The 22668-nt window shown below is 72.6% G+C and carries 18 protein-coding genes and 1 pseudogene; 13 read left to right on the plus strand and 6 right to left on the minus strand.

The window, feature by feature from the left end; translation table 11 throughout:
* Positions 1 to 38 precede the first annotated feature (38 nt).
* From OG799_RS03075 to OG799_RS03085, 3 genes are read right to left on the minus strand one after another with little or no spacing between them, the layout of a single operon-like run.
* Positions 39 to 692: an MBL fold metallo-hydrolase gene (locus OG799_RS03075; protein WP_406042875.1), complete on the minus strand. Its 654-nt coding sequence runs from the start codon at positions 690 to 692 to the stop codon at positions 39 to 41.
* A 7-nt stretch (positions 693 to 699) separates the two neighbouring features.
* Complete coding sequence (locus OG799_RS03080) at positions 700 to 1416, minus strand: maleylpyruvate isomerase family mycothiol-dependent enzyme (RefSeq protein WP_406042877.1); 717 nt, start codon at positions 1414 to 1416, stop codon at positions 700 to 702.
* Positions 1417 to 1440: 24 nt separating this feature from the next.
* Entirely contained in the window at positions 1441 to 2859 is a 1419-nt protein-coding gene (locus OG799_RS03085; protein WP_406042879.1) for an RNA-guided endonuclease InsQ/TnpB family protein, read from the minus strand.
* Between the two features lie 246 nt (positions 2860 to 3105).
* Between OG799_RS03085 and rsgA the strand changes: the two genes are divergently transcribed.
* The 5 genes from rsgA to OG799_RS03110 all read left to right on the plus strand — a co-directional run bounded on the left by rsgA (position 3106) and on the right by OG799_RS03110 (position 11424).
* Positions 3106 to 4185 carry a ribosome small subunit-dependent GTPase A gene (rsgA, locus tag OG799_RS03090; RefSeq protein WP_406042881.1) on the plus strand — a complete coding sequence of 360 codons (1080 nt, stop codon included), beginning with the start codon at positions 3106 to 3108 and terminating at the stop codon, positions 4183 to 4185.
* A gap of 195 nt (positions 4186 to 4380) precedes the next feature.
* Positions 4381 to 7326 carry an excinuclease ABC subunit UvrA gene (uvrA, locus tag OG799_RS03095; RefSeq protein WP_406042883.1) on the plus strand — a complete coding sequence of 982 codons (2946 nt, stop codon included), beginning with the start codon at positions 4381 to 4383 and terminating at the stop codon, positions 7324 to 7326.
* A 155-nt stretch (positions 7327 to 7481) separates the two neighbouring features.
* Positions 7482 to 7970: a Rieske (2Fe-2S) protein gene (locus OG799_RS03100; protein WP_406042885.1), complete on the plus strand. Its 489-nt coding sequence runs from the start codon at positions 7482 to 7484 to the stop codon at positions 7968 to 7970.
* Between the two features lie 81 nt (positions 7971 to 8051).
* Positions 8052 to 9989 carry an excinuclease ABC subunit UvrC gene (gene uvrC, locus OG799_RS03105; RefSeq protein ID WP_406042887.1) on the plus strand — a complete coding sequence of 646 codons (1938 nt, stop codon included), beginning with the start codon at positions 8052 to 8054 and terminating at the stop codon, positions 9987 to 9989.
* Between the two features lie 778 nt (positions 9990 to 10767).
* Complete coding sequence (locus OG799_RS03110) at positions 10768 to 11424, plus strand: C39 family peptidase (RefSeq protein ID WP_406042889.1); 657 nt, start codon at positions 10768 to 10770, stop codon at positions 11422 to 11424.
* 106 nt (positions 11425 to 11530) lie between these two features.
* On the opposite strand, the gene recQ is transcribed toward OG799_RS03110, so the two are convergent.
* The gene (recQ, locus tag OG799_RS03115) at positions 11531 to 13381 is read right to left on the minus strand and encodes a DNA helicase RecQ (RefSeq protein WP_406042891.1); all 1851 of its coding nucleotides are present in this window, start codon (positions 13379 to 13381) and stop codon (positions 11531 to 11533) included.
* A gap of 226 nt (positions 13382 to 13607) precedes the next feature.
* On the opposite strand from recQ, the gene rapZ reads away from it, so the two are divergent.
* The 8 genes and pseudogenes from rapZ (at position 13608) to OG799_RS03155 (ending at position 20693) form a co-directional block, all read left to right on the plus strand.
* Entirely contained in the window at positions 13608 to 14513 is a 906-nt protein-coding gene (gene rapZ / locus OG799_RS03120; protein ID WP_406046184.1) for an RNase adapter RapZ, read from the plus strand.
* Positions 14510 to 15567 (plus strand): annotated as a pseudogene (locus OG799_RS03125) (2-phospho-L-lactate transferase CofD family protein). The gene rapZ and the pseudogene OG799_RS03125 overlap by 4 nt, the downstream one beginning before the upstream one ends.
* A gap of 54 nt (positions 15568 to 15621) precedes the next feature.
* Positions 15622 to 16602: a DNA-binding protein WhiA gene (gene whiA / locus OG799_RS03130; protein ID WP_200212777.1), complete on the plus strand. Its 981-nt coding sequence runs from the start codon at positions 15622 to 15624 to the stop codon at positions 16600 to 16602.
* A 264-nt stretch (positions 16603 to 16866) separates the two neighbouring features.
* On the plus strand, positions 16867 to 17871 hold the full coding sequence (gene gap, locus OG799_RS03135; protein ID WP_406042893.1) for a type I glyceraldehyde-3-phosphate dehydrogenase: 1005 nt from the start codon (positions 16867 to 16869) through the stop codon (positions 17869 to 17871).
* Complete coding sequence (locus tag OG799_RS03140; protein ID WP_406042895.1) at positions 17868 to 19067, plus strand: phosphoglycerate kinase; 1200 nt, start codon at positions 17868 to 17870, stop codon at positions 19065 to 19067. The genes gap and OG799_RS03140 overlap by 4 nt, the downstream gene beginning before the upstream one ends.
* The gene (gene tpiA, locus OG799_RS03145) at positions 19067 to 19858 is read left to right on the plus strand and encodes a triose-phosphate isomerase (RefSeq protein ID WP_406042897.1); all 792 of its coding nucleotides are present in this window, start codon (positions 19067 to 19069) and stop codon (positions 19856 to 19858) included. The genes OG799_RS03140 and tpiA overlap by 1 nt, the downstream gene beginning before the upstream one ends.
* 95 nt (positions 19859 to 19953) lie before the next feature.
* Positions 19954 to 20214 (plus strand): preprotein translocase subunit SecG, encoded by a 261-nt coding sequence (gene secG, locus OG799_RS03150; RefSeq protein WP_109805976.1) that lies wholly within the window; start codon positions 19954 to 19956, stop codon positions 20212 to 20214.
* 134 nt (positions 20215 to 20348) lie between these two features.
* Positions 20349 to 20693: an RNA polymerase-binding protein RbpA gene (locus OG799_RS03155; RefSeq protein WP_406042899.1), complete on the plus strand. Its 345-nt coding sequence runs from the start codon at positions 20349 to 20351 to the stop codon at positions 20691 to 20693.
* Between the two features lie 48 nt (positions 20694 to 20741).
* On the opposite strand, the gene pgl is transcribed toward OG799_RS03155, so the two are convergent.
* Together pgl and OG799_RS03165 are read right to left on the minus strand one after the other, a co-directional pair.
* Positions 20742 to 21512 carry a 6-phosphogluconolactonase gene (pgl, locus tag OG799_RS03160; protein WP_406042901.1) on the minus strand — a complete coding sequence of 257 codons (771 nt, stop codon included), beginning with the start codon at positions 21510 to 21512 and terminating at the stop codon, positions 20742 to 20744.
* A 130-nt stretch (positions 21513 to 21642) separates the two neighbouring features.
* Positions 21643 to 22659, minus strand: a complete 1017-nt coding sequence (locus tag OG799_RS03165; RefSeq protein ID WP_406042903.1) for a glucose-6-phosphate dehydrogenase assembly protein OpcA — start codon at positions 22657 to 22659, stop codon at positions 21643 to 21645.
* Positions 22660 to 22668 lie beyond the last annotated feature (9 nt).

Raw genomic sequence — 22668 nt, forward strand, 5'->3', positions numbered from 1 at the left:
GGAACGGGCGGCCGGTCGGCCCGGCGGCGGCGGTGGACTCACCAGCCGCGGGCGCGCCACTGCGGCAGCGAGGGGCGCTCCGCGCCGAGGGTGCTGTCCTTGCCGTGGCCCGGGTAGAACCAGGTCTCGTCCGGCAGCCGGTCGAAGAGCTTCTGCTCCACGTCGTCGATCAGCTGCCCGAAGCGCTCCGGGTCCTTCTCCGTGTTGCCGACCCCGCCCGGGAAGAGGCTGTCGCCGGTGAACAGGTGCGGGGTGCCGGCCGGGTCGCGGTAGAGCAGGGCGATCGAGCCGGGGGTGTGCCCCTTGACATGGATCACCTCAAGGGCGCAGTCACCGACCGCGATCGTGTCGCCCTCGGTGAGCGGCTCCGCGTCGATCGGCAGCCCGTCGGCGTCGTCGGCGTGCACCAGCGGGCGGGCGCCGGTCTTGGCGACCACCTCCTCCAGGGCCACCCAGTGGTCCATGTGCCGGTGCGTGGTGACCACCGCGGCCAGCCCGCCGTCGCCGACCAGCTCCAGGAGGCGCGGCGCCTCGTTGGCGGCGTCGATCAGCACCTGCTCGCCGGTGTCCCGGCAGCGCAGCAGGTAGGCGTTGTTGTCCATCGGGCCCACCGACATCTTGGTGATGGTGAGCCGGTCGAGCTCACGCACCGCCGGCGCGCCGCCGGGGGTGACGTCTCCGCTGTAGGTCATGGCGTCCCTATATCCATTCAGGTGGAGTCGGCAGGGGGCCGTCGGGGGTGACGGTGAGCACCTCGCCCACGCTCCGGCCGATCAGCCAGGCGGCGAGTTCGGGTGCGGGGCCGGTGATCGTGGGCGCCCCCTCGGGATCACCGACGACGAGTTCGTGGCGGACGCCGTCGAAGCGCAGCACCATGGCTGGCGCGTCGGGCCGGTCGGCCAGCCCGGTCGCCACCTCGTGCAGCAGCCGCTGGCCGAACGCCTCCGGCCAGTCGGCCGGCCGGTAGCCGGCGGCCAGGTCGACGTGGTGCACCTCGATCTCGCGGAGCCGGCCCCAGACCAGGGTGGCGGCCGGCCACGGGCCGCGCCGCGTCTCGACGGTCGCCGCCCACGCCTCGACCGGCATCGCGTCGACCGCCTCGGCGAACCGCTCCGAGCTGCGCCGCAGGTCGTCCAGGAGGGCGGCGGGCGGGCGACCGGCGCCGGCCTCGATGTCCGCGGTACGGGCGTCCGAGCTGGCGTACATCGGGATGGGCTCGCCGGTGCGGGCCGCGGTGAGCAGGTTGACGAAGCCGTCGGCGTTGCGGGCGAGGTGGGTCAGCACGTGCCCCCGGGTCCAGCCCGGGAGCAGGGACGCGGCGGCGACGTCCGCGGCGTCGAAGCCGGCGACGGTACGCAGCAGGCGGGCCGTGGCGTCGTCCACCTCGCCGGTCAGCAGCAGCGGATCGGTGGTCACCCGTCGACCCTAGTGCGGTGTCCACTAACGTTCACCGGGTTTTCGGTGGGTGTTGTGGATCCTCGCCTGTTGGGCGAGCGACTCCCCACCGGGTGGTGGGGCGGGCCTCCGCGGGCCAACCGATCCTCGCGCCGCCTGTGGTGGGCGGCGGGGGTCACGTCGGGACCTGCCGGCACCGGGGAGGTGCCGGCCGGCTCGACGGTGCGTGACCACCTCCGGCAGCACCACGGCTGTCGGGGTGGTGGATCCGCCGCCCGGAACACGAGTGGCGATGCTGGCCGCCGCGACCAGGTCACGGTGACCGGAGAATGCGCAGTGCGGACAGGACAGGGTCCGCCCACGAGGCTTCGGCACCCGCCTTCTGCAGGCGGGGCAGGTGGAGGAGGTGCCGCGTTCGTCGACCTGCCGGACGGTGATGCCGGCGAGGGTGGCCTTGTCGGTGAGGATCTGCAGGAGCCGGCCGATCTGCCACTGCCGCAACCGCAGGTTGTGCCGCCGCCCCGCCGGCAGGTCCAACACCCCGCGAGGATCGCCGACGTGCAGCACACCCACCCGCTGCCGCACCGCCCACGAGATCACGGTGGCGGCGGCATCGTGCTGGGCCTGGCGGACCCGGCGCCGGTGCCGGCCCTCCACCAGACGTGCCCGGCGCCGGTACTGCCGCCACCGCCGAGATCCCCTCTGGCCCGGCTTCGGGGCCCGACGGGCGACGGCGCGGCGGCGGGCTTTGGTGTCGGCCAGGTGCATGCGGTGCTCGGCGCGGATCGCCCGCCCCGACACCAGAAGTGCCTCCCCGTCGGGGCCGGCCACGGCGTAGGGGTGGATGATCCCCAGGTCCACCCCGGCCACCCGGCCCGGATCCGGTTGTTCACCGGGTGGGTAGACGGCAACCGGCACCTCGGCGGTCACGTCGAGGAACAGCCGGCCTCCCTCACACAGCAGGGTGACCGACCGGACCTGCTCGACCGGATACGGCACCTCCCGCGCCAGACGCACCCAGAAAGGCGCAGTGCCTTTGGCTGTGGGGATGCGCACCCGGCGCCCGTCGAGGGTGAACGTGCCGTGATACCAGCGCACCGGCACCAACCCCCGCCGCCGACGCGGAAACCGCGCCAACAGGTCACCCACGCTGCGGCGTTTCGCCGCCGCGAACCACGCATCGGAGAACCGGCGCAACACCGACCGGGCACCTGTGGTGTCCAGTTCGGCGAACGTGCCCGGCCCGGACGCCGCCAACTCCCGGCACAGCTGCTGATAGCCGACCAGCGGCGCGTCGTCGCGGCGGCGTCGCCACGCGTTGACCTCCAGCACGCACGCCCACACGTCACCGGCGCAGCGCAGCAGCCCGAAACAACGGCGCCGCTGGCCGGGCGTCACCCGCAACGCGACGCGGGCGGTGCGATGCACGACCCGCGGGGCGGCGGGATCCCGACGGCGAGGCACGAACCGAAGCCAACACCAGCCCTACGACATTTTCCCAACCCCGACCAACCCGGCCAACGTTTGTGGACACGGCACTAGCGGTCCGGCGCTGCGGCGTCGCCGGGGAAATCGCTTTCGGCGCGTCGGCGCGCCCCTTACCGTCGGCGTGAAACGCGGCACCGGGACCCGGAGTGGAGGTGGTGGTGATCATGCCGGTCGTAGCACGCGTGTTCCGCCAGGTACCACCTCGACACCGATGAGGATGCCATGACCATGGATCTGACCGCCCTCGGCTGGGACGCCGGGTGGGCGGCACACGTACGACGGGGCAGCGACCACCGTCCGGGCCGGGTGGCCCGGGTCGACCGGGGCGTCTGCACCGTGCTCTGCGCCGACGGCCCGGTCCGGGCCAGCCTGGGTGGCGGGGTGCTGGCCGCCGCCGCCCGGGACCTGTCCGCGCTGCCCTGCGCCGGCGACTGGGTGCTGGTCGGCACCTGGCCGGACCGGCGGTGGACCGTCGAGGCGGTGCTGCCGCGGCGCACCGCGCTGGTCCGCCGGACCGCCGGCAAGGACGCCAGCGGGCAGGTGCTCGCCGCCAACCTCGACGCCGCCGCGGTCGTCGAGCCCGTCCACCCGGCCCCGGACGTCGGCCGGATCGAACGGGCGCTCTCCCTGGTCCACGAGTCGGGGGCCCGACCCCTGGTCGTGCTGACCAAGGTCGACCTGGCCGCCGACCCGGCCGCGCTCGCCCGTCAGCTCGCCGTCGTCGCGCCCGGGGTGCCGGTGCTGCCGGTCAGCGCCGAACAGGGCGTCGGGCTCGACCCGCTGCGGCCGTTCGTCGCGCCTGGGCGCACGCTCGGGCTGCTCGGCCCGTCCGGGGCCGGCAAGTCGAGCCTGGTCAACGCCCTCGCCGGCGCCGTCGTGATGCCCACCCAGGCGATCCGGCGGGTCGACGGGAAGGGCCGGCACACCACCACCTGGCGGGCGCTCGTGCCGCTGCCAGGCGGTGGCGCGGTGGTGGACACCCCGGGGGTCCGGGCGGTCGGCCTGCTGGACGGCTCGGCCGGCCTGGACCGGGCCTTCGCCGACATCGCCGAGCTGGCCACCGGCTGCCGGTACGCCGACTGCGCGCACGACGGCGAGCCCGCCTGCGCCGTGCGGGAGGCGATGGAGAGCGGGGAGCTGCCGGCGCGGCGCTGGGAAAGCTGGCGCCGGCTGCAGCGGGAGGTGGCCTTCGAGAGCCGCCGCCGGGAGGTCCGGCTGGCCGCCGAACGTCGCGGCGGCTGGCGCGGCGGTCGACGGCGCACCGCGCGTCCGACGCCGCCCCCGTCGCCGGGCGGATACTGAGCCGCTGGCCGGTGCGCGCAGGCCCGCCCGGGACCGCGCGCACCGGCCTGAGCTGGGGGAATGTGCGGGCGCGGAAAGTTGTCGTACCTCGGGGCTAAGGTTGCCGGGGCGTCTCTTCTGCGCCCGCAAACCGCTCAGACTCCGCTCGGAGCGGACAGATCCGCCTCACTCTCTTCTTCCGGGAGCACACGCACCGTGGCCGACCGACTGATCATCCGTGGCGCGCGCGAGCACAACCTCCGTGACGTCAGTCTCGACCTGCCCCGGGACGCCCTGATCGTCTTCACCGGGCTCTCCGGGTCGGGCAAGTCGAGCCTGGCCTTCGACACCATCTTCGCCGAGGGTCAGCGGCGCTACGTCGAGTCGCTGTCGTCGTACGCCCGGCAGTTCCTCGGCCAGATGGACAAGCCCGACGTCGACTTCATCGAGGGCCTCAGCCCCGCGGTCTCCATCGACCAGAAGTCCACCTCGCGCAACCCGCGCTCCACCGTCGGCACCATCACCGAGGTCTACGACTACCTCCGCCTGCTCTTCGCCCGCATCGGCGAGCCGCACTGCCCGGTCTGCGGCGAGCGGATCTCCAAGCAGAGCCCGCAGCAGATCGTCGACCGGGTGCTGGCGATGGACGAGGGCACCCGGTTCATGGTCCTGGCCCCGGTGGTCCGCGGCCGCAAGGGCGAGTACGTCGACCTCTTCGCCGAGCTCCAGGCCAAGGGCTACGCCCGGGCCCGGGTCGACGGCGTGGTGCACCCGCTGACCGAGCCGCCGAAGCTCAAGAAGCAGGAGAAGCACACCATCGAGGTGGTCATCGACCGGCTCAGCGTCAAGGCGAGCGCCAAGCAGCGGCTGACCGACTCGGTGGAGGCCGCGCTCGGCCTCTCCGGCGGCCTGGTCCTGCTCGACTTCGTCGACCTGCCGGAGGATGACCCGGACCGCGAGCGCCGCTACTCCGAGCACCTCGCCTGCCCCAACGACCACCCCCTGGCGATCGAGGACCTGGAGCCCCGGGTCTTCTCCTTCAACGCGCCGTACGGCGCCTGCCCAGAGTGCACCGGCCTGGGCACCAAGAAGGAGGTTGACCCGGAGCTGGTCGTGCCCGACCCGGAGCGCAGCCTGCGCGAGGGCGCCATCCAGCCGTGGGCCACCGGCCACAACCTGGAATACTTCCTCCGCCTGCTGGAGGCGCTCGGCGAGAGCCAGCACTTCGACATCGACACGCCCTGGCGGGCGCTGCCGTCCCGGGCCCAGAAGACGATCCTGCACGGCTCCGACGACCAGGTGCACGTGCGCTACCGCAACAAGTACGGCCGCGAGCGCTCCTACTACACCGGCTTCGAGGGCGTGGTGCAGTGGATCGAGCGCCGGCACACCGATACCGAGTCGGAGTGGTCGCGGGACAAGTACGAGGGCTACATGCGGGACGTGCCCTGCGCGGCCTGCGGCGGCACCCGGCTCAAGCCCGAGGTGCTCGCGGTCACCCTGGCCGGCCGGAGCATCGCCGATGTCTGCAACCTGTCGGTCGGCGAGGCGGCGGAGCTGCTGGCCGGCATCGAGCTGACCGACCGGCAGAAGATGATCGCCGAGCGGGTGCTCAAGGAGATCAACGCCCGGCTGAAGTTCCTGCTCGACGTCGGCCTGGACTACCTCTCCCTGGATCGCGCGGCCGGCACCCTCTCCGGCGGCGAGGCGCAGCGCATCCGACTCGCCACCCAGATCGGCTCCGGCCTGGTCGGCGTGCTCTACGTGCTGGACGAGCCGTCGATCGGCCTGCACCAGCGGGACAACCACCGGCTGATCGAGACGCTGATCCGGCTGCGCGGGCTGGGCAACACGCTGATCGTGGTCGAGCACGACGAGGACACCATCCGGGTCGCCGACTGGATCGTCGACATCGGCCCCGGCGCCGGCGAGCACGGCGGCAAGATCGTGCACAGCGGCTCGGTGCCGGCCCTGCTGGAAAACCAGGAGTCGGTCACCGGGGCGTACCTGTCGGGGCGCAGGTCGATCCCGACGCCGAAGCAGCGCCGCCCGCAGACTCCCGACCGGGAGCTGGTGGTGCACGGCGCGCGGGAGCACAACCTGCGCAACCTCACCGTGTCGTTCCCGCTCGGCCAGCTGATCGCCGTCACCGGGGTCAGCGGCTCCGGCAAGTCGACCTTGGTCAACGACATCCTGCACGCCGTGCTGGCCAACCAGATCAACGGCGCGCGGATGGTCCCCGGCCGGCACACCCGGGTCACCGGGCTGGAACACGTCGACAAGGTCGTCGGTGTCGACCAGTCGCCGATCGGCCGCACGCCGCGGTCCAACCCCGCCACCTACACGGGGGTCTGGGACCACGTGCGCAAGCTGTTCGCCGAGACCACCGAGGCCAAGGTCCGGGGGTACGGCCCGGGCCGGTTCTCGTTCAACGTCAAGGGCGGCCGTTGCGAGGCCTGCTCCGGCGACGGCACCATCAAGATCGAGATGAACTTCCTCCCGGACGTCTACGTCCCCTGCGAGGTCTGCAAGGGCGCCCGGTACAACCGGGAGACCCTGGAGGTGCACTACAAGGGCAAGACCGTCTCCGATGTGCTGGAGATGCCGATCGAGGAGGCGGCCGAGTTCTTCTCCGCCATCCCGGCCATCCACCGGCACCTCAAGACGCTGGTCGACGTGGGCCTGGGCTACGTCCGCCTCGGCCAGCCCGCGCCGACCCTGTCCGGCGGCGAGGCGCAGCGGGTCAAGCTCGCCTCCGAGCTGCAGAAGCGCTCCACCGGCCGGACGGTCTACGTGCTCGACGAGCCGACCACCGGCCTGCACTTCGAGGACATCCGCAAGCTGCTGATGGTCCTCGAGGGCCTGGTCGACAAGGGCAACACGGTGATCACCATCGAGCACAACCTCGACGTGATCAAGACCGCCGACTGGCTGATCGACATGGGCCCGGAGGGCGGCCACCGGGGCGGCACGGTGCTCGCCACCGGCACCCCGGAGGAAGTCGCCGAGGTGACCGAGAGCCACACCGGCCAGTTCCTGCGCCAGGTGCTCAAGCTCGACGGCGAGGCCAGGGGGGCCAGGGCGGCCACGTCCCGGGCGGCGAAGGCCAACGGCGGCGCGACCAAGACCCGCACCCGCAAGGTGGCGGCCGGGGCGCGCTGAGCCGACGGTACGACGCGGGCGGGTCGGGTAACCGGCCCGCCCGTCCAGATATCCGTTTCGTGACGCGCCGGTATGAACCGTGCGGCACAGTGATCCGTGTCCAGGAACGTGGCCGCGATCGCGACGGACGGCGGCAGCCGAGAGAGAGGCCGGACATGAGTGATGATCAGGTGTTGACCGGGCCGGGTACCCAGACCCGCCGCGCCCTGCTCGCGGGCGCCGGCGCGGTCGGGGTGTCGGTCGTGCTGGCCGCCTGCGGCAGCGACGACGACTCCGGGAACCGGGGCACCGCCCCGACCAGCGGCGGCCCGGGCGCGACCGGGGCCGGCGACGCCGAGGGCGGCAGCCGGGACACCTCCGCCCCGCTGGCCCGGACCACGGACATCCCGGTCGGGGGTGGCGCGGTGTACGCCAGCAAGGGCGTGGTGATCACCCAGCCCGAGCCGGGGACGTTCAAGGGCTTCGACCCGATCTGCACCCACCAGGGTTGCCCGGTGTCGAACGTCGACGGCGGCACCATCAACTGCACCTGCCACGGCAGCAGGTTCTCGATCAGCGACGGCTCGGTGAAGCAGGGCCCGGCCACCCGCCCGCTCGCCGCGAAGAACGTCAAGGTCAACGGCGACCAGATCGCCCTCGCCTGACCCCTTTCCCCGCGTCGACCGCCGGGTGGGCGGCCGTGGCGGCGGGGCCGGGTGTCGGGGGTGCGGACTAGGCTTGCTGGCGTGGCTGACCCCTCGACCTACCGTCCCGCGCCCGGCACCATCCCGGAGTCGCCAGGGGTCTACCGCTTCCGCGACGGCACCGGCCGGGTCATCTATGTCGGCAAGGCGAAGAACCTGCGCAGCCGGCTCAACTCCTACTTCGCCGACCTGTGGGGCCTGCACCAGCGCACCCAGCAGATGGTCACCACGGCCGAGTCGGTCGACTGGGTCACCGTCGGCACCGAGGTCGAGGCGCTCCAGCTCGAATACACCTGGATCAAGCAGTACGACCCCCGGTTCAACGTCCGCTACCGCGACGACAAGTCGTACCCCTACCTGGCCGTCACCCTCGACGAGGAGTACCCGCGGCTCCAGGTGATGCGGGGCGCGAAGCGCAAGGGGGTGCGCTACTTCGGGCCGTACTCGCACGCCTGGGCGATCCGCGAGACGCTCGACCTGCTGCTGCGGGTCTTCCCGGCGCGGACCTGCTCCTCCGGGGTGTTCAAGCGGGCTGGCCAGGTCGGCCGCCCCTGCCTGCTGGGCTACATCGGCAAGTGCTCCGCGCCGTGCGTCGGCAGCGTCTCCGCCGAGCAGCACCGCGACATCGTCAACGGGTTCTGCGACTTCATGGCCGGCCGCACCGACACCATGGTCCGCCGGCTCGAACGGGAGATGACCGAGGCCAGCGAGCAGTTGGAGTTCGAGCGGGCCGCCCGGCTCCGCGACGACGTCGCCGCCCTGCGGCGGGCACTGGAGAAGCAGACCGTGGTGCTCGGCGACGGCACCGACGCCGACGTGGTGGCCTTCGCCGACGATCCCCTCGAAGCCGCCGTCCAGGTCTTTCACGTCCGCGACGGCCGGATCCGCGGCCAGCGCGGCTGGGTGGTGGAGAAGACCGAGGAGGTGAGCATCGGCGACCTGGTGCACCACTTCTGCACTCAGGTCTACGGCGGGGAGCAGGGCGAGGCCGACGTGCCCCGCGAGCTGCTCGTGCCCGAGCTGCCCGCCGACGCCGACGCGCTCGCCGACTGGCTCTCCACCCGCCGGGGCAGCCGGGTGTCGCTGCGGGTGCCGCAGCGCGGCGACAAGAAGTCGCTGCTGGAGACCGTGGAGCGCAACGCCAAGGACGCCCTCGCCCGGCACAAGCTCAAGCGGGCCGGCGACCTGACCACCCGCAGCAAGGCGCTCGACGAGATCAGCGACGCGCTCGGCATGCGGACGTCGCCGCTGCGCATCGAGTGCTTCGACGTCTCTCAGATCCAGGGCACCGACGTGGTGGCCAGCATGGTCGTCTTCGAGGACGGGCTGCCCCGCAAGAGCGAATACCGTCGGTTCATCGTCCGGGGAGCCACCGACGACCTCTCCGCCATGTCCGAGGTGCTGCGCCGGCGCTTCGCCCGCTACCTGGACGCCCGCGCCGAGACCGGGGAGATCGGCGAGGAGACCGCCGGCGACCCGGACCGGCCCGGCATCGACCCGACCACCGGTCGGCCGCGCAAGTTCGCGTACCCGCCCCAGCTCGTGGTGGTCGACGGCGGCGCGCCGCAGGTCGGCGCCGCCGGGCAGGCCCTCGCCGAGCTGGGCATCGACGACGTGGCGCTGTGCGGTCTGGCCAAGCGGCTGGAGGAGGTGTGGCTGCCCGACGACGAGTTCCCGATCATCCTGCCGCGCACCTCCGAGGGGCTCTACCTGCTGCAACGGGTCCGCGACGAGGCGCACCGCTTCGCCATCACCTTCCACCGCCAGCGGCGCTCGAAGCGGATGACCGAGTCAGCGCTGGACAACGTCCCCGGGCTGGGCGACGTACGGCGCAAGGCGCTGCTGCGACACTTCGGCTCGCTCAAGCGCCTCTCCGCCGCCACCGTCGAGGAGATCACCGAGGTGCCCGGGGTGGGGAAGCGGACGGCCGAGGCGATCCTGGCCGCCCTGGACGAGGGCACCAAGACACCGCAGAGCTAATCGACCGGTTCCCTGAGTACGTCGGCCACCCCCCCCGGATACTGGCGACCCGGCCATTTCACCTTTTCCGACCAGATCGCTCAGGTCGCGTTCCCGGTTTCGTCGTTCGCCGGAGCTCCTGCCCAGGCTTCTTCGACTCGGCCGCCTCGACCGGCGACCACTCCTCGCCCGCGCTTTGCTCTGCTTCACCATAGGCAACAGTTGCGGGCCGTTTCTGTTGCCTATGGTGAAGCAGAGCAAAGGGAGCGATGGGGTGGTTGGCGGGCCGAGCGAGGGTGACCGTCCGTAACTCGATGGACGGCCGGAGTTCGGGGTGAATGTCCCTGGAGTCCCCGAAAATGCGCGGATCTTGAAACCGGACGGCCCAGCCCGTCTGTGACCGCATGTCCGGATCAGCATGGCCCTCCGTGCGCCTGGCGTCGGTTCGTGGCCCGGCGTCCGGTGGCTGGGGGCACCTCGGCGGTGGAATGGGGGGCGGGGTCGGGGCGTTGAACATGGCATACCACCGCGGGTCTCGCCCGGTGGTGGGGCCTGGAGCCCTGGCCGTGGGAACACCCGGCCGGCCGGCCCGGTTACATCCCCCGGAACCCGCGGCCCCAGCGGCCAGAACCCTGGTGGAATGTGTCGCCGGCCCGGGTCGTTACACCCCCTGGACGCCCGAGCAGGTCCCCCCTGATCGCCGGGCCGATCCCCCTCAAGACTTTCCCCCCTTCGCGCGGCGCGACCGCACCCCCGTGCGGGTGTCGTGCACACCCCCAGAGCAGAGGAGCACGCCATCATGCGTACCGATCTGATCCGCGCCACCGTCCTGACCGCCGCTGGTATCGCCGCCACCGCCGGTGGCATCGCCGGCCCCGCCGTCGCCGCCCACGCCGCCCCCGCCGCCAAGGCCACGGCGCAGGTGCAGACCGACCGCAAGCACCACGGTGAGCGGGAACTCAACGTCCGCTACCAGGCCCAGCCGAACTTCTACTACTGCGGCCCCGCCGCCACCCGCAACGCCCTGTCAGTGCAGGGCAAGGCCATCGACGTCGACGCCATGGCCAAGGAAATGGGCACCACCGAGAACGGCACCAACAGCGTCAACGACATCACCCCGGTCCTGAACAAGGAAACCGGTAGCAACGTCTACCACAGCGTCGAAATCCGCAGCCCCAAGGCCGACGACACCCAGACCGACAAGCTGCGCGCCGACATCGTCCACACCGTCGACAACGGCCGGGCCGTGGTCGCCAACATCGCCGGCACCACCACCGACACCGACGGCAACACCCACTCCTTCGAAGGCGGCCACTACATCAGCGTCGTCGGCTACCGCGACGACGGCCACACCGTCACCATCGCCGACTCCGCCGACCCCAACATGGCCTCCTACCGCATCAGCGTCGACAACCTCGCCGACTGGATCGCCACCCGCGGCTACACCGCCTCCTGACCCCACCAGCACCAACCAACGAAAGGGCCGACTCCCACCCGGGGGCCGGCCCTTTCGTCGTCTCTTCCCCACCCGGCGTCGGCCGGGCCGGACCAGAGCGGTCCGGTCAGGCGGGTGTGCCCTCGGCGAGCACGGCGAGGAGTTGGTCGCCGTACTTCGCCAGCTTGTTCTCGCCGACGCCGTTGATCCGGGACAGCTCGGCCAGCGAGGTCGGCGCCTCGCTGGCGATCTGGCGCAGGGTCGCGTCGTGGAAGATGACGTACGCGGGCACGCCCTGCTCCTTCGCGGTCGCCGCCCGCCAGGCGCGCAGCCGCTCGAAGACCGCCGTGGCGGCCGGGTCCAGCTCGGCGACCACGGTGGCCGCGCCCCGCGGCTTCGCCGACCGGGTGGAGGCCACCTTCTCCGGCTCCCGGCGCATGGTCACCGTGCGCCGGCGGCCCAGCACCTCGGTGCTGGCCTCGGTCAGCGCCAGCGTGCCGTAGTCGCCCTCGACCGCGAGCAGGCCCTCGGCGAGCAGTTGCCGGACCACACCCCGCCACTCGGCCTCGCGCAGCTCGGTGCCGATGCCGAAGACGGTCAGCGAGTCGTGACCGTACTGGCTGATCTTGTCGTTCTGCTTGCCGAGCAGGATGTCGATGCAGTGGCCGGCGCCGAAGCGCTGGTTGCGCTCCCGGTCCAGCCGGAAGACGGTGGAGAGCAGCTTCTGCGCGGCGACCGTGCCGTCCCACGACTCCGGCGGGTTGAGGCAGGTGTCGCAGTTGCCGCAGGCGGCCGTCCCCGACTCGCCGAAGTATTCGAGGAGCTGGACACGGCGGCAGCGGACCGTCTCGCAGAGCGCGAGCATCGCGTCCAGGTGGGCGGCGAGGTTGCGGCGGTGGGCGAGGTCGCCCTCCGACGTCTCGATCATCTTCCGCTGCTGCACCACGTCCTGGAGGCCGTACGCCAGCCAGGCCGTGGACGGCAGGCCGTCCCGGCCGGCGCGGCCGGTCTCCTGGTAGTAGCCCTCCACGGACTTCGGCAGGTCGAGGTGGGCGACGAAGCGGACGTCGGGCTTGTCGATGCCCATCCCGAAGGCGATCGTGGCGACCATGACCAGGCCGTCCTCGCGCAGGAAGCGCTGCTGGTTGGCGGCGCGGGTCGTCGCGTCCAGGCCGGCGTGGTACGGCAGCGCGGAAATGCCGTTCTGCACGAGGAACTCTGCGGTCTTGTCGACGGAGGCGCGGGAGAGGCAGTAGACGATCCCGGCGTCGCCCGGGTGCTCGTCGCGGAGCAGGCTCAGCAGCTGCTTGCGCGGTTCCCGCTTGGGCACGATCCGGTACTGGATGTTGGGGCGGTCGAAGCTGGCCACGAAGTGCCGAGCGTCGGTGAGCTTCAGCCGAGTGGCGATCTCGGTCCGGGTGGCGCTGGTGGCGGTGGCGGTCAGCGCGATGCGGGGCACCCCCGGCCACCGCTCGTGCAGCATCGAGAGGTTGAGGTAGTCGGGGCGGAAGTCGTGCCCCCACTGCGAGACGCAGTGCGCCTCGTCGATCGCGAAGAGCCCGATGGTGCCACGTTCCAGCAGCTGGAGGGTCGACCGGACGGCCAACCCCTCCGGGGCCAGGTAGAGCAGGTCCAGCTCGCCGGCGACGAAGGCCGCCTCGACCCGTCGCCGCTCGGCCAGGTCCTGCGTCGAGTTGAGGAAGCCGGCCCGGACGCCGACCGCGGTGAGCGCGTCGACCTGGTCCTGCATGAGGGCGATCAGTGGGGAGACGACGACCGCGACGCCGTCGCGGACCAGCGCGGGGATCTGGTAGCAGAGTGACTTGCCGCCACCGGTCGGCATCAGCACCAGCGCGTCGCCGCCGGCCACCACGTGGTCGACGACCTCCTGCTGGAAGCCGCGGAAGGCATCGTAGCCGAACACCCGCCGGAGCACCCGCAGCGCGTCCTCGGTCCGCAGATCGGTGGGGGAGACCATCCGCGCAGTCTACGAGCGTCCCCCGACACCCCGGTCCACGCGCGCCGGCCGCGAGCGACGCGGGCGCTCGGGACGGAACCGGACAAGCGGGTGTTCCGGTCGTCACCCCGTGGAATCACGGACGGGGTCCGAGCCGTTAGAGTCGCTGATTGACCGCGCGCGGCGGACCGGCCGCGGCGCCACGGCTGGGGGGTAGCGGGTGAGCGAGGCGCGGACGACGGCGGACCTGGTGCCGGCGGACACGGCTGCGGGGCAGCCGGCGCCCACGGAGGGGGACACCAGCCTGGTGGTGGTGACCGGGCTCTCCGGCGGCGGGCGGAGCACGGTGGCCCGGGCACTGGAGAACGTCGGCTACTACGTGGTCGACAACCTGCCCCAGGCGTTGATGTTGGACATGGCGGAGCTGGCGTTCAAGGCCGGCGGAGCCGCCCGGCGTACCGCGATGGTGCTGGACGTCCGCTCGCGCGCCTTCTCCACGGACCTGGCCGGGGCGATCCGGGAGCTGAAGGAGCGCGGTTTCTCTCCCCAGGTGGTCTTCGTCGACGCGGACGACGAAGTGCTGATCCGCCGGTTCGAGAGCGTCCGGCGTTCGCACCCGTTGCAGGGCGAGGGGCGGCTGGCCGACGGCATCGCCGTCGAGCGCGCCCTGCTGGAGGAGGCCCGCGACCAGGCCGACGTGATCATCGACACCAGCCACCTCAACGTCAACCAGCTCCGGCGACGGGTCGAGGAGCTGTTCGGCGGTGAGGAGGCCCGCCGGCTGCGGATCACGGTGCTCTCCTTCGGCTTCAAGTACGGGCTGCCGCCCGACGCCGACTTCGTGATGGACGCCCGGTTCCTGCCGAACCCGTACTGGGTGCCGGAGTTGCGGGAGCACACCGGGCGGGAGGAGGCGGTCAGCTCGTACGTGCTGGGCCAGGAGGGCGCGGACGCCTTCGTGGCCGGGTACGCCGACCTGGTCAACGCCACCACCGCCGGCTTCGAACGTGAGGGCAAGCGTTACCTGACCGTCGCGGTGGGGTGCACCGGCGGCAAGCACCGCAGCGTCGCGATCGCCGAGGAGTTGGCCGCCCGGCTGCGCCAGTCCGGCATCGCCGCCAACCCGCAGCACCGGGACCTGGGGCGGGAATGATCCCGACGAAGGTGGTCGCCTTCGGCGGCGGGCACGGCCTGTCGGCGTCCCTGCGGGCGTTGCGGCACTGCGTACCGGAGCTGGACCTGGACATCACCGCGGTGGTCACGGTCGGCGACGACGGCGGCTCCAGCGGCCGGCTGCGGGCCGAGCGCGGCGGCCTGCCCCCGGGTGACCTGCGGCAGGCCCTCGTCGCGCTGGCCGGCGACCACCCGGCCACCCGGCGCAGCGCCGGGCTCTTCCAGCACCGCTTCGCCGCCGCGAACCGCGCCGCGAGCCCCGCGGTGGACCCTGCCGCGAATCCCGGCGCGAACCCCGCGGCCGCCGGTGCGGCGGGCGTCGGGGGAGTGGCGGGGGCGGCAGCGACCCGCTGGCCGGGCACGCGGTCGGCAACCTGGTCCTCTGCGGCCTGATGGAGCTGCTCGGCGACCCGGTCGCCGCGCTCGACCACGCCGGCGCCATGCTCGGCGCGGTCGGCCGGGTGCTGCCGATGTCCCGCCAGCCGGTCGGCATCGAGGCCCGGGTGCGCGGCGCCGACGCCGAGCACCCCGACGAGGTTCGCACGGTGCGCGGCCAGCACCAGGTCGCGGTGATCAGCGGCCGGGTCGAGTCGCTGCGGCTCACCCCGGCGGCGCCTGCCGCCTGCGCCGAGGCGGTGGCCGCGGTGTACGACGCGGACTGGCTGATCTTCGGGCCGGGCAGCTGGTACACCAGCGTGCTGCCGCACCTGCTGGTGCCGGGGCTGGCCCACGCGATCGTGTCGAGTCCGGCCCGACGGCTGGTCACCCTCAACCTGGTGGCCGAGAAGGAGACCCTCGGGCTGTCCCAGGCCGACCATCTGGCCACCCTGCACCGCTATCTGTCCGAGTTGAAGGTGGACGTGGTGCTGGCGGACTCCAAGGCGGTGGGTGACCCTGAAGCGGTCGAACGTGCGGCAGAATCGCTGGGTGCCCGGTTGCTCCTCGCGCCCGTCGCCGTCACCGACGGCACGCCCCGGCATGATCCGGCCGCCCTGGGCGCCGCGCTGGTGCCTGTCCTGGGCGCCGATCGTTAAGCACGTACGTAATCACCGGCGACACGCCGGTACCGGTCCGTGGAGGGGCGCACTATGGCGATGACGGCTGCGGTCAAGGACGAGCTGAGTCGGGTCGACGTGCCCAAGCCCTGCTGCCGGCGGGCGGAGATGGCGGCCCTGCTGCGCTTCGCCGGCGGGCTGCACATCGTCTCCGGTCGGGTGGTGGTGGAGGCCGAGCTGGACACCGGCGCGGTGGCCCGGCGGCTCCGGCGGGAGATCGCCGAGGTCTACGGGTACCCGAGCGAGATCCACGTGCTCGCCTCCGGCGGGTTGCGCAAGGGCAGCCACTTCATCGTCCGGGTGGTCAAGGACGGCGAGGCGCTGGCCCGCCAGACGGGGCTGCTGGACGTGCGCGGGCGGCCGGTTCGCGGCCTGCCCCCGCACGTGGTCGCGGCGAACGTCTGCTGCGCGGTCTCCGCGTGGCGGGGCGCGTTCATGGCGCACGGCTCGTTGACCGAGCCGGGCCGCTCCAGCGCCCTGGAGATCACCTGCCCCGGCCCGGAGTCGGCGCTCGCGCTGGTCGGCGCCGCCCGCCGGATCGGCATCGTGGCCAAGAACCGTGAGGTGCGCCAGGTGGACCGGGTGGTGGTCAAGGACGGCGACGCCATCGCCGCGCTGCTCACCCGCATCGGCGCGCACTCCAGCGTGCTGGCCTGGGAGGAGCGGCGGGTCCGCCGGGAGGTCCGGGCGACCGCGAACCGGCTGGCCAACTTCGACGACGCCAACCTGCGCCGCTCCGCCCGCGCCGCGGTGGCCGCGGCCGCCCGGGTGACCCGCGCGCTGGAGATCCTCGCCGAAGACGCGCCCAACCACCTGACCTCGGCCGGTCGGCTGCGGCTGGAGCACCGGCAGGCCTCGCTGGAGGAGCTGGGTGCCCTCGCCGACCCGCCGCTGACCAAGGACGCCATCGCCGGGCGGATCCGCCGGTTGCTGGCGCTGGCCGACAAGCGGGCCCGCGACCTGGGCATCCCGGATACGGAAGCAGCCGTCACACCCGACATGCTCGTGGTCTGATAGGACGGTGGGGCGGCGTGATGCGAGCGGGATCACCACCCGCCGCAGCGCGACACCGCACGCTCGGATAAGGTCGCTGCGTACGGCAAGGGGGCCGGCACAGGCATCCCTCGCCGTGCAAACCGCCTCGGGCGGTCAGGTCCTTCAGGACCGCGGCGGGGTGGCCGAGATGAACCGTCAACGGCCGGCTCCACCGGTCGGCGAACACACCTCCGCCGGCCCGGGTCTGACGCCGGCGGACCAGAACGCGAGGAGATGGGACCTGTGACCATCCGGGTTGGCATCAACGGCTTCGGCCGGATCGGCCGTAACTTCTTCCGGGCAGTGCTGGCGTCCGGCGCTGACATCGAGGTCGTCGCGGTCAACGACCTGACCGACAACGCGACGCTCGCCCACCTGCTCAAGTACGACAGCATCCTGGGCCGCCTCCCGCACGAGGTGAAGGCAACCGCCGACGAGATCACCGTGGGCGGCAAGACCATCAAGGCGTACGCCGAGAAGGACCCGGCGAAGCTGCCGTGGGGCGAGGTCGGCGCCGACGTCGTCATCGAGTCCACCGGCTTCTTCACCGACGCCAGCAAGGCGAAGGCGCACGTCGACGGCGGGGCCAAGAAGGTCATCATCTCCGCCCCGGCGAAGAACGAGGACGTCACGGTCGTCATGGGCGTCAACCACGACCAGTACGACCCGGCCAAGCACACCATCATCTCGAACGCCTCGTGCACCACCAACTGCCTCGCCCCGATGGCGAAGGTCCTGCACGACACGTTCGGCATCCAGCACGGTCTGATGACCACGATCCACGCGTACACCCAGGACCAGAACCTGCAGGACGCGCCGCACAAGGACCTGCGCCGCGCCCGGGCCGCCGCGCTGAACATCGTGCCGACCTCGACCGGCGCCGCGAAGGCGATCGGCCTGGTGCTGCCGGACCTGAAGGGCAAGCTGGACGGGTACGCGTTGCGGGTGCCGATCCCGACCGGCTCGGTCACCGACCTGACGGTCAACGTCAACCGCGAGACCACCGTGGACGAGGTCAACGCCGCGCTGAAGGCCGCCGCCGACGGTCCGCTCAAGGGCATCCTGGTCTACAACGAGGACCCGATCGTCTCCGCGGACATCGTCACCGACCCGGCGTCGTGCATCTTCGACGCGCCGCTGACCAAGGTCGTCGGCAACCAGGTCAAGGTCGTCGGCTGGTACGACAATGAGTGGGGCTACTCCAACCGCCTGGTGGACCTGGTCAAGCTGGTGGGTTCGTCGCTGTGAGCATCCGGACCCTCGACGACCTGCTCGCCGAGGGGGTGTCGGGTCGGCGCGTGCTGGTGCGCGCCGACCTGAACGTCCCGCTCGACAAGCAGACCGGTGACATCACGGACGACGGCCGCATCCGGGCCGTCCTGCCGACGCTGAGCGCACTCGTGCGGGCCGGCGCGAAGGTCGTGGTCTGCTCGCACCTGGGTCGCCCGAAGGGCGCGCCGGACCCCCAGTTCAGCCTCCGCCCGGTTGCCGGGCGGCTGGGCGAGCTGCTCGGCGCGCCGGTGCACTTCGCCTCGGACACCGTCGGCGACTCGGCCCGGTCCACGGTGGAGGGCCTGGCCGACGGCCAGGTCGCGCTGCTGGAGAACCTGCGCTTCAACAAGGGCGAGACCAGCAAGGACGACGCCGAGCGGGGCGGCTTCGCCGACCAGCTCGCCGCGTTCGGCGACGCGTACGTGGACGACGCCTTCGGCGCCGTGCACCGCAAGCACGCCAGCGTCTACGACGTGCCGGCGCGGCTGCCGCAGGTGGCCGGCCGGCTGGTGCTGCGCGAGGTCGAGGTCCTCTCCCGGCTGACCGGCGAGCCGGAGCGCCCGTACGTGGTGGTGCTCGGCGGCTCGAAGGTCTCCGACAAGCTGGCGGTGATCGAGGCGCTGCTGCCGAAGGTCGACCGGCTGCTCATCGGCGGCGGGATGTGCTTCACCTTCCTCAAGGCCCAGGGCCACGAGGTGGGCAGCTCGCTGCTCGAGGAGGAGATGGTCGAGACCTGCGGCAACCTGCTGCAGCGGTCCCCGGGCAAGATCATGCTCCCGGTCGACGTGGTGGCCGCGGACGCCTTCGCCCCGGACGCCGCGCACGACACGGTTCCCGCCGACGGCATCCCGAGCCACCGGGTGGGCCTGGACATCGGCCCGGAGACGGTGGCCGGTTTCGCCGCCGCCCTCTCCCAGGCGAAGACCGTCTTCTGGAACGGCCCGATGGGCGTCTTCGAGATGGCCGCGTTCGCCAACGGCACCCGCGGGGTGGCCGAGGCGATCGCCAAGGCCGACGCGTTCAGCGTGGTCGGCGGCGGTGACTCCGCCGCTGCGGTCCGTGCGTTGGGGCTGGACGAGACCGCTTTCAGCCACATCTCCACCGGCGGCGGCGCCAGCCTGGAGTACCTCGAGGGCAAGACCCTCCCCGGCATCGCGGCACTGGAGGACTGATGGCGGGCGTCACCCGCCGGCCGCTGATGGCCGGCAACTGGAAGATGAACCTGAACCACCTCGAGGCCAACCTGCTGGTGCAGAAGCTGGCCGCGAGCCTGACCGAGAAGCACCTCACCGACGTGGAGACGGTGGTCCTGCCGCCGTTCACCGACCTGCGTACCGTGCAGACCGCGGTGGACGGCGACAAGCTGCTGATCGGCTACGGCGCGCAGGACCTGTCGCCGTACCAGTCCGGGGCGTACACCGGGGACATCTCGGGGCCGATGCTGGCGAAGCTGGGCTGCACGTACGTGGTGGTCGGGCACTCCGAGCGGCGGGCCTACCACTACGAGGACGACGCGGTCGTCAACGCGAAGGTGGCGGCGGCGCTGGCCAACGGGCTCACCCCGATCCTCTGCATCGGTGAGGGCCTGGAGATCCGGGAGCAGCTCCGGCACGTGCCGCACTGCTGCGACCAGCTCGACGCCGCGTTGCAGGGGTTGACCCCGGAGCAGGTCACCCAGGTCGTCGTCGCGTACGAGCCGGTCTGGGCGATCGGCACGGGCAAGACGGCCACGCCGGAGGACGCCCAGGAGGTCTGCGGCGAGGTCCGCAAGCGCCTGGTGAAGACCTTCGACGAGGGCACCGCGCAGCAGGTCCGTATCCTCTACGGCGGGTCGGTCAAGGCGTCGAACGTCGCCGCGATCATGGCCCAGCCGGACGTGGACGGTGCCCTGGTGGGCGGGGCGAGCCTGGACGCCGAGGAATTCGCGCAGATCTGCCGGTTCCCGGAGCACATCGCCCGCTGACGGCTCGCTATTCTTGACTCCGCCCGTCCGCCGGTCGGTGCCGCGTGCCCGACCTGCCCGGGCAGATGATCGCTACGAGAGGACTGACCCCAGCCATGCCGATCGCGTTCGCGTACACGTTGATCGTGTTGTTGATCATCACGAGCATCCTGCTCACCCTGCTGATCCTGCTGCACCGAGGTAAGGGTGGCGGGTTGTCGAGCATGTTCGGCGGCGGCGTCAGCTCCAGCCTGGCCGGCTCATCGGTGGCCGAGAAGAACCTCGACCGATACACCGTTCTGGTGGGGATCGTCTGGTTCGCGTGCATCGTCGGGATCGGCCTCTGGCTGCGGCTGCAGATGAGCAGCGGGTCCTGATCGAGCCCGTCCGGTCGTACAATCTGCGCGCGGTCCGTCACGACGGGCCGCGCGCAGTTCTTTGTCCGCCGCACCGCGTCGCCGCCGCCCGCCCCGAGCGGCGGTCCCCCGACCGACGACAGGAGCGAGCAGCCGTGCCGAGTGGCAACGTCATCCGTGGCGCCCGGGTCGGGTCCACCCCCGAGCGGCCGACCGAGCGGGCCGCACCGGCCCCACGCCGGGCGGTCGCCTACTGGTGCCGCAACGACCACCGGGTCGAGATCCTGATCGCCGCCGAGGCGGAGGCGCCGCCGCTGTGGGACTGCCCGCGCTGCGGCCAGCCGGCCGGGCCGGACGCGCAGAACCCGCCCGGCCGGGCCCGGACCGAGCCCTACAAGTCGCACCTGGCGTACGTGAAGGAGCGGCGCACCCCGGAGCAGGGCGAGGAGATCCTCGCCGAGGCCCTGGCCGCGCTGCGCCAACGTCGCGGCCGGGCCTGACCCGCCGGAGCCCCGGTCCCGCCGGGACCGGGGCTCACCGTCCGTCGTTCAGCGCAGGCTGCGCAGCCGGGGCGGCACCTCGGCCGCCGCGGCCCGGTCCAGCAACCAGAGGGTACGACCCACGCCGTGCACGCCGGCCGCGGGCAGCTGCACCGGCCCCGCCCCGGCCAGCGCCATGCCCACCGCCCGGGACTTGTCGGCCCCGCTGGCGACCAGCCAGACCTCCTCGGCGGTGTTGATCGCCGGCAGGGTGAGCGTGGTCCGCACCGGCGGCGGCTTGGGGCTGCCCCGCACCGCGCTGACCGGCCGGTTGTCGTGGTGCACAGGGTGCTCCGGGAAGACCGATGCCACGTGCCCGTCCTCCCCGACGCCGAGCATCAGCACGTCGAAGTGGGGGAGCGCGGCGTGCCCCGGTCGGGCCGCCCGGGCCAGCTCCTCGGCGTACCGGGCGGCAGCCGCCTCCGGGTCGTTGCCCGCCGGGCCGTCCGACGGCGGCATCGGGTGGATCCGGGCCGGGTCCAGCGGCACCACGTCCAGCAGCGCCGCCCGGGCCTGGGTCTCGTTGCGCTCCGGGTCGCCGCCCGGCAGGAACCGCTCGTCGCCCCACCAGACGTCGACCCGGGACCAGTCGACGGCGTCCCGGGCCGGCAGCGCCGCCACCGCCCGGTACACCGCCGCGGCGATCCGCCCGCCGGTCAGCACCACCGACGCCTGGCCCCGGTCCGCCTGCGCGTCCAGCAGCTTCACCACCAACCGGGCCGCCACCGCCTGCGCCAGCAGGTCGGCGTCGGCGTGTACGGCGACACTCGCCTCACTCATGTTGTGCCTTCGTTTCCCGACCGCTCTCGCGCGGTCCCAGTTCGTCGTGCCCGGGGGCCGGTCGGCCCGTCCGTCGCGTCTGTCCGCCGGCGTGGCAGGAGCCGCGCCGGCCCGTCCCACGCCGTCCGGGTCAGGGGGTGGCGCTGGTGCCGGCGTGTGCGGTGACCCCGGCCTCGGCCCGCTGGGCGGTCGCCGGATCCTTCCACACGTGCACCCGGTTGCCCGGGCGCCGCTCCAGGCCGGTGAGACCGGCCGCCGCGCCGAGCGCCTCGGCGTACACCTGGTCGGCGTCGAGCCGGCGCAGTTCCTCGGCCAGTTCGTCGCCGAGCGGCCGGCGGACCAGCGGCAGGGTCCGGTCCTCCTGGCCGGTACGCCGGAAGATGGCGATGCTGTCGTCCCGGGTGAGCGTCAGCTCGTCACCGTTGGCGCAGCGCAGCTGCACCTCACGCATCCGCGGGTGCTGGTCGGTGTGCTCCCACCCCGGGTCGATGCCGAGCCGGGCGGCCAGCCAGCCGCGCATCAGCGCCGCCGTCGGGTCCGTCCGCGGCGCGACGATCGTCGCCTCGGTGATCCGGGCCTGGGTGGTGTCGAACGCCCCGGCGACCAGGGTGCGCCACGGGGTGATCCGGGTCCAGGCCAGGTCGGTGTCGCCGGGGGCGTAGTCCCGGGCCCGCTGCCGGATCGCCTCGATCGGGTCGGCGGCCTGCGCGGCGTCCGTGATCCGCCGGTCGGCGACCACGCCGAGGAAGTCGGTGGCGATCTCGGCCGGCGGCTCGCCGTGCCACCAGGTGACCACCGGCACGTCGGGCACCAGCAGCGGCATCACCACCGACTCGGCGTGCAGGGCGAGCCGGCCGTACATCCGGGTCACCACCGCCTCGCACGGGCCGAGCCGGCCGCCGACGACGATCTCCGCGTCCAGCCGGTTGCGGTCCCGCTCGACGTCCGCGCGGACCACCACCACGATCCGGCACGGGTGGGCGGCGGCGGCTATCGTCGCCGCCGCCTCCGCCTCGCGGACCCGCTTCTCGTCCACCACCACGACCAGGGTGAGCGCCATGCCGCTGGCCACCCCGCCCGCGCTGCGGCGTTCCGCGGCCAGCGCCTTGACCACCTCGTTGCCGGTGGTGTCCCACAAGCCGATCAACGGATCCTC

The sequence above is a fragment of the Micromonospora sp. NBC_00898 genome (genome assembly GCF_045207895.1).
Lineage (GTDB): Bacteria > Actinomycetota > Actinomycetes > Mycobacteriales > Micromonosporaceae > Micromonospora.